Below are 12,868 nucleotides of genomic sequence, written 5' to 3'. Positions count from 1 at the left end.
GAACCGGAGCGTGAGCACCTTCAGGTGCGAAGAACCGGAGCGTGAGCACCTTCAGGTGCGAAGAACCGGAGCTCGAGCCCCGCTCGGCCGGATTTGCGCAGTACGGCTGCCGGGCCGTGAAAAAAAGTTATTCGCCCTTCTTGAAGAACAGCCGGCAGTGGCAGGTGCCCTGCTCCTCGATCTCTTTCTCGTGGTAGATGCAGGGGCAGACGATGATCCGGTCCTTCTCGGGGTCGCCGCTCCGGAGCCTGCAGGGGCAGTATGCCTCCCCGAACCGCTCCTTGTTCCGGGCGAGCCCGCGGAGAACCGCCCCGAGCTGCTTCTCGTCGACGTTTAAAATGTAGCCCTTCTCTTTCGCGTACTCTTTTGCCCTGGTCCGCGCCTCTTCGATCCCTTCTTCACTCATAATAAAACTCCTATTGTACAACTCGCTGGCGCCCGTACTCTTCGATATAGGGTATCATCGAGTTAAATATTTTGACTCCGTCATCCAACCCGAGCACGGGCACGCTCGCCCGCTCGGGGTGCGGCATCATCGCGAGCACGTTGTTGCCCTCCGAGAGGAGACCGGCGATTTTCTCCGCCGACCCGTTCGGGTTGCTCTCCGGCGTTACGTTGCCGTGCTCGTCGCAGAACCGAAACGCGACCCTTCCTTCGCGGTTCAGGCGTGAAAGTCCGTCCTTATACCGGACCCGATCCGTATCGACCCCGCAGACGTCCGCGAGGACGTGGTGGGTGTCCCGGTCGCAGTTGCTGCCGCCGAACTGTAGCATAGCGAACCTCATACCTCACTCGACCTCGATCGTGTAGTCGTGGATGATCGGGTTCGCGAGGAGCAGCTCGCACATCCGTGCCGCCTCCTCCCGTGCCGCCACAGCATCCGGTGCATCGAGCGTGATCCGAACCAGCCGCGCCGTAGTCAGGTCATCGGTCGGGAACATCAGGTTCGCGAGGGCGTGCCGGATGGCACGCGCCTCGGGGTCGAGCATCCCCTCTTTGAGTCCAATGGTGATGGCTACGGTATATTTCATGCAGGCTCGCCCCAGGGTGGGGAGAGGATTCGTTTCGCGACGCCGGCATAGGTCTCCATGACGTCCCCTTTGCCGAACCGGTAAACGTCCTTATCGAGAGACGTCCCGGTCTCTTTGTCCCAGAGCCGCATCGAGTCCATGCTGATCTCGTCGCCGACGACAATCTCGCCGTTGTACCGGCCGAACTCCATCTTGAAATCGACCAGGGTGATGCCGCGCAGGTCGAGGTAATCCGAGAGCAACTCGTTTATCGCGAGCGCCATGGCCTTGATCTGGTCGAGTTCCTCAGGCGTGGCGAGACCGAGAGCGTAGATCAGTTCGTCGTTCAGCATCGGGTCATGGTGAGCGTCGCTCTTGTAGTCGATGACGATCAACGGCGGGTCGAGCGGCTCTCCTTCCCGGAACGGGTAGTTGCGCACGATCGAGCCGGCCGCGACGTTTCTCACGATCACCTCGAGCGGGATCATCGTAAGGTTCCGCACGGCAATGACGCCGGACTCGATGCTCGCGAGGTAATGCGTCCGGATCCCGTGCTCTTCCAGGTACCTGAAGATGAAGGTCGAAACTTCCGCGTTGTATCTCCCTTTCCCTTCCAGGGTGTCTTTCTTCTCGCCGTCGAACGCCGTGATGTCGTCCCGGAACTTCATGATGTATACTTCCGGGTCGTCGGTGCGGTAGACGGATTTAGCCTTCCCCGTGTAGAGGAGGTCAACCTGTTTCATGGCCAGATCTCCTGATATGTGTTGTCCGGGATTTGTCATGAGGTTATGCACCCGCGTCCCGGCCGGGTGCGGCAATCCTCTCCGCGAGCCGCCGGATGAGGGGTTCGAGCAGGGGGGAGTACCGGCCCTTCTCGATGTACTGCGGGTAGATGCAGAGCCGTTCGCGGAGTTCGGCATCGCCGGCGATCCGCCGGAGTTCATCGAGCTGCGGCCAGGGGTGCTCCGGGTTGACGTAATCGATGGTGAGCGGGGAGACCCCGCCGAGGTCGTTGACGCCGCACCCGATGAGGCGGGATGCGTCCGCAAGGTTCGGGGGTATCTGCACAGCCACGTCTGCCGGAAGGATCTCGCGTGCGAGGCTGATCGCCGCGCCGATCTCGTCGGGGCCGGGAACCGCCGCACCCTCCATTGCGGTCCCGGGTTTCGGGCAGAAATTCTGGACGATCACCTCCTGGATATGGCCGTACCGCCGGTGGAGGTCGGCGATGACCCGGAGCGACTCCTCGCGGTCGTCCTCTGTCTCGCCGATCCCGAGCAGGATGCCGGTCGTGAACGGTATCGAGAGCTTCCCGGCGTTCTCGATCATCTCTATCCTGACCGCCGGGTCCTTCCCTGGAGAGTTCCTGTGCGCCGGAACGTCCGCGGTCGTCTCGAGCATCAGCCCCATGCTTGCGTTCACCTCGCGGAGGCGGTCGAGTTCGGCGTAGGTGAGGATGCCGGCGTTGGTGTGCGGCAGCAGATCGCGCTCGATGGCCGCGAGGGAGAGGTGGTAGACGTAGTCGAGGATATCCGCGTAGCCGAGCCGCCCGAGCATCTCGTTAAAGCCCGGCACCGCGCCGGGCCGCTCCCCGAAGGTGAAGAGCGCTTCCGTGCACCCGAGGGCCGCGCTCGCTTCCAGCGTCCGGATTGCTTCAGTGGGTGCCATGACGCACCCTTCCCGCACGGGAGTGCGGAAACAGCAGTAGCCGCAGCGGTTCTGGCAGACCGTCGTCAGGGGAAGAAACGCGTTCTTTGAGAAGGTGATCACGCGCCGGTGCATGGGTACATGTCGGCATCGTCTCACATGAACTTTCGGTCGTGAGGGCGACGTTCCCTCGCGCGAAGAACGCGAAGGGATTTTTAGGCAACTATACTGGACTTCGCGTCTTCGCGTGAGTTGAGCATCAAGGTAGCGGCAGGTGCGGCCTCCCCGCAGATTCGGAGCGTGAGCACCCCATAGGTGGGACCCGAAGTTTTCGATTTAGCCCGGCCCGGCCTTTTCCCGCCGCACTGGAAACGATGCCTTTTTGATGCAGCCCCGACAACCGTTTCTCGATGTACTTCCACGCGCTCATCCCCTTCAAGCCGGTGAACCCCAAGACGCGCCTCTCCTGTATCCTCAACCAGGAGGAGCGGGAAGCGTTTGCCCGGGCGATGCTTGAAGACGTGATCGCCGCCGTGCAGAAGTCCGGGTGCAGCGCCACCCTGCTCTGCACCCACTCCTTCAAACACGAGAACGCCCTCGTCGCCGTCCGGACGGAACCGCTCAACGACGCCATTAACTGGGCGCTCGGCCAGTTCCACTGCCCGGCGCTCATCATCATGGGCGACATCCCTCTGGTGACGGCCGGGGACATCCAGCGGCTGATCCGGACGGAGAAGGACATGTCCATCGTGCCGGGCCGGGGCGGCGGGACGAATATCATATTCCTCAAAAAACCGCGGTGCTTCCGTGCCGACTACTACGGCGCGAGTTTCCTCGACCACATGCGGATTGCAGAAGAGTGCGGCTTCTCCGTCGAGGTGATCGATTCATTCAGGATGTCGACCGATATCGACGAGAAGGAAGACCTGGTCGAGATCCTCATCCACGGAAAAGGGAGAAGGAGCAGGGAGTACCTGGAGAACTCAGGATTCTCTATCGCCCTTGACGAGAAGGGACGGGTCGGCGTGCAGCGCGACCCCCATGAAGAGGCACTCTGAAGCGTCGATCGTGGCGACCCCGGCGTAGTCGCCGACGGGAAGCCCGATCCCCCGCACCACCGCCGCGGGGACGCACTCGCCCGCCTCTCCCATCACGAGTTCGGCGGCGGACGCGATGCAGTCCGCCACCGCCCGCTTCGTGACCTCGAGTTCGCGGCCGAAGAGATCTTTTTTCCCGCGCTCGTCGATCACCGAGGGGATGCCCGAACAGCCGATGGCGACCCCGGAGCACCCGAGGCGCATCGCGTGCGTCCGGGAATCGACGACGATGACCGCGACGTCCGCACCCGACCGCTCTGCGATCGCGGCACGAATACGTGCCGCGGATGCGTCCGGGTCGAGGGGGAGGAGGACGAGCGACCCTTCCGGGGCGTTCGAGGCGTCGATCCCGGCGTTCGGGAGGAGCGTCCCGTTCTTCATGCAGAGCAGGAACCCGGGAATACCACCGACGATCCGGTCGCTCTCCCGGAGCACCACCTCGGCGTGCCGGGGATCCATATGATATTCTTCGGCGAGCCGGAGGGCTTTTGCCGACGGCTCGATATCGCCGAGCTTCACGACCCGGCCTTCGGCGGTGGCGAGCGCGGACTCCGCAACGACCACGACGTCGCCCGCCTCGAAGTTCCGGGCGGGCGAGCGTTCGACGGACGAGAGAAGGTGCGTCGCGACGTCGTCACCGGGGCGGAGCAGGGGAGTCGCAAGACCGTATACCGAGAATGAAGGTGTCGTCATGTCTGCCTCATCGTTGCATGGACCCGCAGGAGATCGGCGGTCTCGGCGACGTCGTGGCTCCGCACGACGGCTGCTCCCGCCGAGACGAGCATCGTCGTGACCGCGAGCGTGCCCGCGAGCCGGTCTTCGGGCTGGCGGCCGAGCAGGTCGCCGATGAACGTCTTCCTCGAGACCGCGGCAAGCACCGGGCGGCCGAACTCCAGGAACGAGGTAAAGTTCCGGCAGAGCTCCCAGTCGTCCTCGCTCGTCCGCCCGGGGACCCATCGCCCGACGGCGGGATCGAGGACATACTCCTCGATCCCGAGAAGCGCGCACCTCTTCACGACTGCTTCGAGGGCATCCCGCGTGGCGGCAAGCCCGGCGGCGTCGCCGGGCTCCCGGCAACTCGCCATCGCGAAGACCGGCAGCCCGGAGTCGGCGACCGCCCGCGCGTAGCGCTCTTCGGCAAGCCCGGAGATGTCGTTCACCGCATGGACGTCGTGGCGGAGGCAGACCTCGAGCACCTCCGGGTGCCGGGTGTCCACCGAGAGGGTGATCCCGGTCCCGTCGAGTTCCGAGAGGGCCGCGTCCACCCGTGCCGCCTCTTCGGCTACGGTTATTGGAGAAGAGCCCGGGGCCGTGCTCCGCGCCCCGAGATCGATCATATCGGCGCCCGCCGCCACCATGGCGAGGGCGCGATCGTATACTTTTCCGGCCGGGATGTAGGAGCCCCGGTAGAACGATTCGGGGCTGCAGTTGATGACGCCCATCAGGCGGACTGGGGCGTCGCCGCCGATCCGGAGACGGTTTACCGTACAGTGTTGTTGCCGCATGTCCTCAACTTGGCTGCCCTGAACGTGTTCTCCATCAGCGTCGCGATGGTCATGGGGCCGACGCCTCCGGGAACCGGGGTTATCGCCCCCGCACGGTCTTTCACCGCGTCGAAATCGACGTCGCCGCAGAGTTTGCCCTGCTCGTCCTGGTTGATCCCGACGTCGATGACCGTCGCGCCCTCCTTCACCATCTCCGGCCCGACAAACTTCGCCTTCCCAATCGCGCTGACCAGGATGTCGGCTCTCCGCATCTCGTCTTCAAGGTTCTCGGTCTTCGAGTGGCAGATGGTGACGGTCGCGTCGGCGTTCAGGAGCAGGGCGGCCATGGGCCGGCCGACGTCGATGCTCCGGCCGACGACGACCGCCCGCTTGCCGCGGATCGGGATCCTGTATTCATCGAGGATCGTCATGATCCCCTGCGGAGTGCAGGGCGCAAAGACCGGGGTTCCGGAAAACAGCCTGCCTAGGCTGCAGGGATGGAACCCGTCCACGTCCTTTTCGGGTGCGACCGCGTCGATGACGCGGGTGGTGTCCACCCCGCCCGGGAGCGGGAGCTGGACGAGGATGCCGTTGATGTCCGGGTCGTTGTTGAGGCGCGCGACCGCTTCGAGCACCTGTTCGGTGGAGGCATCCGCCGGGAGCTCGATCCCGATCGACCCGATCCCGACGCGCTCGCACGCCCGGTGTTTCATGCGGACGTACATCTGCGACGCGGGGTCTTCGCCTACGATGACGGTCGCGAGCCGCGGGTAGAGCCCGGACTCTTCTATCTCCTCCTTGAGGAGTTCAAGCCTCTTCTCCGAGACCGCTTTGCCGTCGAGTATCATGCTACTTCAGGGTAGAGGGGATACTTGCTCGCGAGGGCAATAACCTCTTCTCTCACTTCGGTGATCGCCTTCTTCGAGGTCTTGTCCTTCGCGATGTCCTTGACGACCCGGGCAATCCAGTGGGCGATCTGCTTCATCTCCTCCTCTTTCATGCCGCGCGAGGTGACGGCGGGCGTGCCGATTCGTAGACCGCTCGTCACGAAGGGGCTGAGCTGTTCGCGGGGGATAGTGTTCTTGTTCACGGTGATGCCGGCTTCTCCGAGCGCGACCTCGGCCGCAAGACCCGTGAGGTGCTCGCCGTTCGTGGAGACCCCGGTCAGGTCGAGCAGTATGAGGTGGTTGTCGGTGCCGCCGGAGACGAGGTCGAGCCCCTCCTGGCTGAGGACATCGGCCAGCGTCTTCGCGTTCTTGACGACCTGTCCGCAGTAGTCCTTATACGCGGGGGTCAGGGCTTCCTTGAAGCAGACCGCCTTTGCCGCGATGGTGTGCATCAGCGGGCCGCCCTGCATCCCCGGGAAGATGGACTTGTCGATTGCCTGGGCATCCTCCTTGCTGCACATGATGGCGCCGCCGCGGGGGCCGCGCAGGGTCTTGTGCGTTGTCGTCGTCACGATGTCGACGACCCCCACCGGGGAGTTGTGGTATCCGGTCGCGCAGAGTCCGGCGATGTGGGCGATGTCGGCCATGCACCTCGCGCCGACGGCATCGGCGACTTCCTGGAAGGCTTTGAAGTCGATCTCGCGCGGGTAGGCGCTCGCGCCGCAGATGATCATCTGCGGTTTCACTGTCCGTGCCAGGTCCTCGATCGCCGCGTAGTCGAGCGTCTCGCTCTCGTGATCGACGCCGTAGTGGAAGATGGAGTACCAGCGCCCGGTGATGTTGACCGGCGAGCCGTGAGAGAGATGGCCGCCCTGAGTGAGGCTCTGGCTCATGATCCTGTCCTTGTAGCCGAGGTAGGCGAAATAGACTGCCTGGTTCGCCTGGCTCCCCGAGTGGGGCTGGACGTTCGCGTGCTCGGCCCCGAAGAGTTTGCAGAGGCGGTCGCGCGCCAGGTTCTCCACGACATCGTGGAATTCGCAGCCGCCGTAATAACGCTTGCCGGGGTAACCCTCGGCATATTTATTGGTCATGATAGAACCCATCGCCTCGAGAACCGCTTTGCTCACGACGTTCTCGGAGGCGATCAGTTCCAACCCATTGACCTGACGCAGGCGCTCTTCCTCGATGAGACCTGCGACTTCTGGATCGACGTTTGCCAGACTAGACATGCAGAAAAAGGGTTGCTCCGTTGAGGTAATATGCTTTCTTTTATACGGAGCTGTTTACGGCTGCCTAAGAGGCGTTCTTTGTACGGCTTTCAGAGACGCGGGCATGGGTCCGGGGGGAGGTGGTTGTAGAGCCATTCGCAACGGCTGCCGGGATTTTCCCGACTGCACCCCGGATTAAATGTAATACTTCTTCATTTGGGGAATCTATAGTAATATTATTACGTAATCATTATCAAGGATTAGTTTGAGGGAGATAATGGCGCAGAAAGATGCGAGGATACGGTTTCTTGAGCGGGAACTTGCGGAGCGCGAGAAGGAGATGGAGACAATGAGAGAGCGAGAACAGCCGCCCGTATCAGAGGCGGGAGACGAGCGCCTGCGTGACCTCGAGCGGAAAGTGCGGGAGCTCGAGGCCGTGGTGAAAGGCCTGACGGAAGAGATCCTGGACGTCAAGTCCGTGGCGATGAAACTCTCCCGGGACGTGGATGAGCGCCGGAAAGCGCCGGTGCCGGCCGAGAAGAAGAAGGTCGAGGTTACGCTCCAGGCGGAACCACGCGCCGCGGCCGTTCCCCGGCCCGCGCGTGCCGCGGAGCGAAAGACCCCCGCGCGCCAGGTTGAACAGCGGCCGCCCGCGCCTGTTCCGGATGACGACAGCGATCTCGATCTTATCATGCAGAACGACGGGACGCTGAAGCCGGAGCCAAGGAGGTCCTCCGAGTACATCGTCGCCAGCACCGGTTCCCGGGGCGTCCCGGCAAAGGGCCGGGGGAAAGGCGGCAAGCCGTCCGAACGCAAGCTCTTCGTCGAGCAGAAGGAACGTCCGGTCGACGATGTCATCCAGGCCGAAGAGGACGACACCGTCGACCTCGATCGATAGGTAAAGGGAGCCCCGTCTTTGTACATCACGCAGCTTGAGATCGACAACTTCAAGTCTTTCGCCAGAAAGACGAAAATTCCTTTTTTCGAAGGATTTACAGTCGTCTCAGGCCCGAATGGTTCCGGAAAGAGCAATATTATCGACAGCCTCCTCTTCGTCCTGGCCCTTTCGGGTGCGCGGGGGCTGCGGGCCGAGAAGCTGACCGATCTCATCAACGTCAATTCCGGGAAGAACACCGCTGAGGTGACGGCCACGTTCTCGGACGGCACGACGATCCGCCGCCGGATCAAGCGGACGCCGACGGGATACTACAGTTACAACTACTTGAACAACCGTCTCTGCAAGCAGGGCGACGTCATCGAGTTCCTCGCAAAGATCGGGATCAAGCCGGAGGGCTACAACGTCGTGATGCAGGGTGACATCACCCGCATCATGGAGATGACCGACGGCGAACGGCGGAAGATTATCGACGAGATAGCAGGTGTCGCTGAGTTCGACCACAAGCGCGGACAGGCGTTCTCGGAACTCGAGGTGGTGCGGGAGCGGCTCGAGCGCGAGGAGCTTCTCTTGAACGAGCTCGTGGCGCGGCTGGATGCGCTCCAGCACGAGCGCGAGCAGGCGGTGGAGTACCGGCGGTGGCAGGGCGAGCTGGAACACCTCGGGCAGTGCCGGGGAGCGGCGCTCGTCCGGCAGAAAGAGCAGGAGATCGGCACCCTTCACGATCTCGCGCACGACCAGCAGGCGGCAATCGCACGCACCGAGGGTGAGGGCGAGGCCGTCAAAAAAGAGATCGAGGAGGCGCGCGAACGCCAGCATGCCGTCGAAGAGGAGATAAACCACAAAAGCGGCCCCGAGTATCTCGAACTCGTCGGACGGCTCGAAGAGGCGCGAAGCGCGATCAAGCTCGGCGAGAAGACCATCGAACGGCTGAAGGTCAACCGGGAAGAGAATGCCGAGGCGGTCCAGCGGATCTACCTTGATGGCAAACGCGCCGAGGCGAAAGTCGAGGAGTGCGCCACGCAGATCCGCAACCTCTCGATAGACCGGGCGAATCTTGCCATGGAGCTCGCGACGCAGCGCGACGAGATGAAAACGGTCGAGGAGCGTATCGCAAGCGAGAGCAAAGAGGTCGAAGGGGTAAAAGACCAGCTCTTCGAGAGGATGGAGGATCTCGAGAGCAAAAAGGAGCTCCGGTCGAAGATCCTCCGCGAGCAGGATATCTTCATCGAGAAGAGCCGGATGCGGACGTCGGAACGGGAACGCCTGGACGCGCGTATCGCCCAGATCGAGGAGGAACTCACGAACAAGCAGGAGCAGGTCGCGGAGTACTCCTCCTGCATGGCCGACTGCGAGGAACAGAAACGCCAGATCGAGCGGGCTCTCTCCGAGGCGGAAAGCACGCTCTTTGCGCGGCGGTCGGCGCTCGATCGGCTGAAGAAAGAGATCCGGGAGAACGAGCAGAACCTGATGCGCCTGGAGGCGCAGCAGCAGGCGCACGGCGATGCCGGCGGGAAGGCGATGGACGTCGTTCTCGGCATGGAAGGTGTCCACGGCACCGTTGCGCAGCTCGGGCGGGCGCCGCCGGAGTACGCGACCGCGCTCGACGTGGCGGCGATGGGCCGGCTCAGGTGGGCCATCGTCGATACCGACGCGGTTGCGTCCGATGCGATCCGCTACTTAAAAGAGAACCGGCTCGGGCGGGTCACGTTCCTGCCGCTCAACAAACTCCGGCCCCCGATCCTCTCGCCGCTCGAGGCCGATCCGGGCATCGTCGGCTACGCGGTCGATCTCCTGGAGTTCGACCCGGCGTTCGACCGCGCGTTCCGTGTCGTCTTCGGCGCGACGGTGGTGGTGGATACCCTCGAGCGGGCGCGGCGGCTGATGGGCCGGTACAAGATGGTCACCCTGGAGGGCGATTTCGTCGAGAGGAGCGGCGCCATGACCGGCGGATCACAGGGGAAGAAGATCCGCGGGTTCGGGGTGGCCGTCGACGACGAGGTCGCGCGGGTCCGCGCGAAGCTCGCCGAACTCGAGGCGGAAGCGGGCGAGATCGAAGCGTCCATCGGCCGCTTTGCCGTGGCCGCGGAGGCAAAGCGGGCGGAGCGGAGTTCGATCGACGAGCAGGTTGCGCGCTACCGCATGCTGGTGGACGAGTTCCAGAAGCGGATCGAGGTGCTTTCCGGCGAGAAACGGACGCTCGAAGAGAGCCTGCATGAGATGCTCGATGCCGCGAAGACCGGCGGCGAGGAACTTGCGCGGCTCGAGGCCGATCTCGAGCGGATAACCGGCGAGATCGCGCAGGTATCGGCGGAGGTCGACGACCTCAAGAAGAAGCTCGACGACACCGAGGTTCCCGTGCTCACCGAGCGGTACGAGAGCATCCGTAAGGCGGTGGAGGATATCGAGCGGCGGCTCCGGAACAAGGACGCCGACATCACCGACGCCAAACGCGAGCGGCAGCATTTCGCAAACCGTATCGAGGAACTTGCCGCGGAACGGAGCCGCCTGGAGACGAAGAACCAGGAGATCGACGGTGAGATCACCGCAACGGAGGAGCAGATCGAGGATCAGCGCCGCCTGATCGTGCAGTTCGAGGCGCGCCAGAAGGAGTTCTCCGACGAACTTGCAGGCCTGCACGAGAAGCGCGACCGGATCCTCGAGGAGATCCGGGTGCTCGACCAGCGGGCTCTCGAACTCTCGGGTGCGATGGAGCGCATCCGGATGCAGATCAGCGCCCTCGAGGAGCGGGAACGGTCGCTCCTCGCGGAACTCGCGGTGCTCCGGGAGCAGGCCGGCGACGTGGAGACGGATCTCGACATCGCCGCCATCGACGCCGGGATCGCGGAGGCCGAGCGGGCGCTAAAGAAGATCGGTGCGGTGAACATGCTCGCGATCGAGGAGTGCGACCGTGTCGCTGCCCGCGTCGAGGAGCGGACGGAGAAGAAAGAGGTGCTCTCGCGGGAGCGGATGATGCTCCTTGAGCGGATCGAGAAGTACGAGAAGTTGAAGTACGACGCCTTCATGACCGCTTTCACCGCGATCGATGGGAACTTCCGCGACATCTTCGCGCGCCTGACCGACGGGACCGGGAGGCTGATCCTCGATAACGAAGAGGATCCCTTCGCCGGCGGCATGACGTTCGCGGTTCAGCCGCGCGACAAGAAGGTTCACCTCCTCTCTTCGCTCTCCGGGGGCGAGAAGTCGCTGACCACGCTCGCGTTCATCTTCTCCATCCAGCAGTTCATGCCCGCGCCGTTCTACGCGCTCGATGAGGTGGATATGTTCCTCGACGGGAACAACGTCGGCCGCATTGCCGCCATGATGAGCGAGCTCTCGGGGAGCGCGCAGTCGATCATCGTTTCGCTCCGAAAGCCGATGATCGAGCGCGCCGACCGCATCGTGGGCGTGACGATCCGTGCCGACAAGAGCACCTACGTGACCGGTGTGCAGAACAATGGATGAGGAACCTGTCGAGATCCTGGCCGGCATGGCCGAGCGGGGAGAGGTCGATCCCTGGAACATCGATATCGTGGACGTGACCGATCGGTTCCTCGCCGAACTCGACCGGAGGAAGGAGCTCGACCTGCGGATCTCGGGGAGGACGCTCTTTTATGCCGCGTGCCTGCTGCGCCTGAAGTCGGATTATCTCGACGGCTGGGGCGAAGAAGAAGACGAAGATTCGTTTGCCGACGATGAGGACGAGTCGTTTGAGGATCTCGGGTTCGATTACGAGTCGGCCGGAGAGGTCGAGCCGATGGGGCGCCTGGAGCGGGAGATCCAGCGTCGTCTGGGGCGAAAGAACCTGCGGAAACGTCCGCCGGTCACGCTCTACGAACTCATCAAGCAGTTGAAGACGGCGGAGAAGGAGCAGCGTCGCAGGCAGCGCAAAAGGGTCTCTGTGCCCAGGGAGCCGGATCTCAACCTCAGCGCCGGAGACGTGGTGGCGGTGGCGCATGACGAAGGATACCAGGGTGCGGTTGCGGTCGTCATGACGGAGTTCCAGCGCGCTGCCCGGAACGGTGATATCCTGACGCTGGGCGACCTCTCCGGTGCCATGGGGCGAAGTCGCCGCGAGGTCTACATCCCGCTCCTCTTCCTGATGCTCGAGGGGAAACTCGCGCTCTGGCAGGACGAGTTCTTCGGCGAGATCTATGTCGGCGAGCAGATCCCCGAGGACGGTCCCGATGGGGCCGGCGAGGATGCGTGATACTCGACCATATGACACCGATCGTTCTGTTCCCGTGAAATTCCTGTGGGATTCGGGATCGGTGGCGCTGCGCGCATGGGTCTTCGCCTGCGCTCCGGATACCCGGTGAAGCCTTTTAGTGGCAAATCGGGGTGATTTTGCAACGTGATTCCACTTTTTTGAATGGGTTCTGGGTAAATGTTTAAATATCTCCGGTATCAACATGTAATAGTCAAGTTGGGAGCGAATTCCGCGTGAATCCTGCACGATGTGTGCAGGATGCCGGGAGATCTCAACGTTTATGGGGGTCAAAGCCGTGCGCTTGGATCCGACGGAGCAGGGAAATGCTTATATGGCATTGATGATAACATAGTAAGGCTGTGTTGTCAGGACGTCGGATCGTGCAGCCCTTCGTGGGTGGTCTGATTCCGTGTCTCTTCAACCGCTGTGA

At 63.0% G+C, this 12,868-nt stretch carries 13 protein-coding genes; 4 read left to right on the top strand and 9 right to left on the bottom strand.

The window, feature by feature from the left end:
- Positions 1-127: 127 nt before the first annotated feature.
- The 5 genes from MEMAR_RS09070 to cofG are packed head-to-tail and all read right to left on the bottom strand — an operon-like array spanning position 128 to position 2,792.
- Positions 128-406: a ferredoxin-thioredoxin reductase catalytic domain-containing protein gene (locus MEMAR_RS09070; protein WP_011844677.1), complete on the bottom strand. Its 279-nt coding sequence runs from the start codon at positions 404-406 to the stop codon at positions 128-130.
- A gap of 10 nt (positions 407-416) precedes the next feature.
- Complete coding sequence (locus tag MEMAR_RS09065; RefSeq protein WP_052291863.1) at positions 417-773, bottom strand: phosphoribosylformylglycinamidine synthase subunit PurQ; 357 nt, start codon at positions 771-773, stop codon at positions 417-419.
- A 15-nt stretch (positions 774-788) separates the two neighbouring features.
- The gene (purS, locus tag MEMAR_RS09060) at positions 789-1,031 is read right to left on the bottom strand and encodes a phosphoribosylformylglycinamidine synthase subunit PurS (protein ID WP_011844675.1); all 243 of its coding nucleotides are present in this window, start codon (positions 1,029-1,031) and stop codon (positions 789-791) included.
- Positions 1,028-1,753: a phosphoribosylaminoimidazolesuccinocarboxamide synthase gene (gene purC / locus MEMAR_RS09055; protein WP_011844674.1), complete on the bottom strand. Its 726-nt coding sequence runs from the start codon at positions 1,751-1,753 to the stop codon at positions 1,028-1,030. The genes purS and purC overlap by 4 nt, the downstream gene beginning before the upstream one ends.
- A gap of 43 nt (positions 1,754-1,796) precedes the next feature.
- Positions 1,797-2,792, bottom strand: coding sequence for a 7,8-didemethyl-8-hydroxy-5-deazariboflavin synthase subunit CofG (gene cofG, locus MEMAR_RS09050; RefSeq protein WP_011844673.1), 996 nt, complete (start codon positions 2,790-2,792; stop codon positions 1,797-1,799).
- A gap of 275 nt (positions 2,793-3,067) precedes the next feature.
- On the opposite strand from cofG, the gene cofC reads away from it, so the two are divergent.
- Positions 3,068-3,715, top strand: coding sequence for a 2-phospho-L-lactate guanylyltransferase (gene cofC / locus MEMAR_RS09045; RefSeq protein WP_011844672.1), 648 nt, complete (start codon positions 3,068-3,070; stop codon positions 3,713-3,715).
- Here cofC and cofE read toward each other — a convergent pair.
- Genes cofE through glyA form a run of 4 tightly spaced genes read right to left on the bottom strand, consistent with a single transcriptional unit; the run spans position 3,641 to position 7,354 of the window.
- Positions 3,641-4,447 carry a coenzyme F420-0:L-glutamate ligase gene (gene cofE / locus MEMAR_RS09040; protein WP_011844671.1) on the bottom strand — a complete coding sequence of 269 codons (807 nt, stop codon included), beginning with the start codon at positions 4,445-4,447 and terminating at the stop codon, positions 3,641-3,643. The genes cofC and cofE overlap by 75 nt on opposite strands.
- Positions 4,444-5,259, bottom strand: a complete 816-nt coding sequence (gene folP / locus MEMAR_RS09035; protein WP_048063815.1) for a dihydropteroate synthase — start codon at positions 5,257-5,259, stop codon at positions 4,444-4,446. Before folP ends, cofE begins: the two co-directional genes overlap by 4 nt.
- Complete coding sequence (folD, locus tag MEMAR_RS09030) at positions 5,235-6,086, bottom strand: bifunctional methylenetetrahydrofolate dehydrogenase/methenyltetrahydrofolate cyclohydrolase FolD (RefSeq protein WP_011844669.1); 852 nt, start codon at positions 6,084-6,086, stop codon at positions 5,235-5,237. The genes folP and folD overlap by 25 nt, the downstream gene beginning before the upstream one ends.
- Positions 6,083-7,354 carry a serine hydroxymethyltransferase gene (gene glyA, locus MEMAR_RS09025; protein WP_011844668.1) on the bottom strand — a complete coding sequence of 424 codons (1,272 nt, stop codon included), beginning with the start codon at positions 7,352-7,354 and terminating at the stop codon, positions 6,083-6,085. Before glyA ends, folD begins: the two co-directional genes overlap by 4 nt.
- A gap of 256 nt (positions 7,355-7,610) precedes the next feature.
- Here glyA and MEMAR_RS09020 point away from each other — a divergent pair, with 256 nt between their 5' ends.
- Genes MEMAR_RS09020 through MEMAR_RS09010 form a run of 3 tightly spaced genes read left to right on the top strand, consistent with a single transcriptional unit; the run spans position 7,611 to position 12,438 of the window.
- Positions 7,611-8,231: a DUF7518 family protein gene (locus tag MEMAR_RS09020; protein WP_011844667.1), complete on the top strand. Its 621-nt coding sequence runs from the start codon at positions 7,611-7,613 to the stop codon at positions 8,229-8,231.
- Between the two features lie 18 nt (positions 8,232-8,249).
- Positions 8,250-11,693, top strand: coding sequence for a chromosome segregation protein SMC (gene smc / locus MEMAR_RS09015; protein ID WP_011844666.1), 3,444 nt, complete (start codon positions 8,250-8,252; stop codon positions 11,691-11,693).
- On the top strand, positions 11,686-12,438 hold the full coding sequence (locus tag MEMAR_RS09010; RefSeq protein ID WP_011844665.1) for a segregation/condensation protein A: 753 nt from the start codon (positions 11,686-11,688) through the stop codon (positions 12,436-12,438). Before smc ends, MEMAR_RS09010 begins: the two co-directional genes overlap by 8 nt.
- Positions 12,439-12,868 lie beyond the last annotated feature (430 nt).

The organism is Methanoculleus marisnigri JR1 (assembly GCF_000015825.1).
GTDB lineage: Archaea > Halobacteriota > Methanomicrobia > Methanomicrobiales > Methanoculleaceae > Methanoculleus > Methanoculleus marisnigri.
Note: the sequence above shows the minus strand (reverse complement) of the source record. Positions and strands in the feature narration are given on the sequence as shown.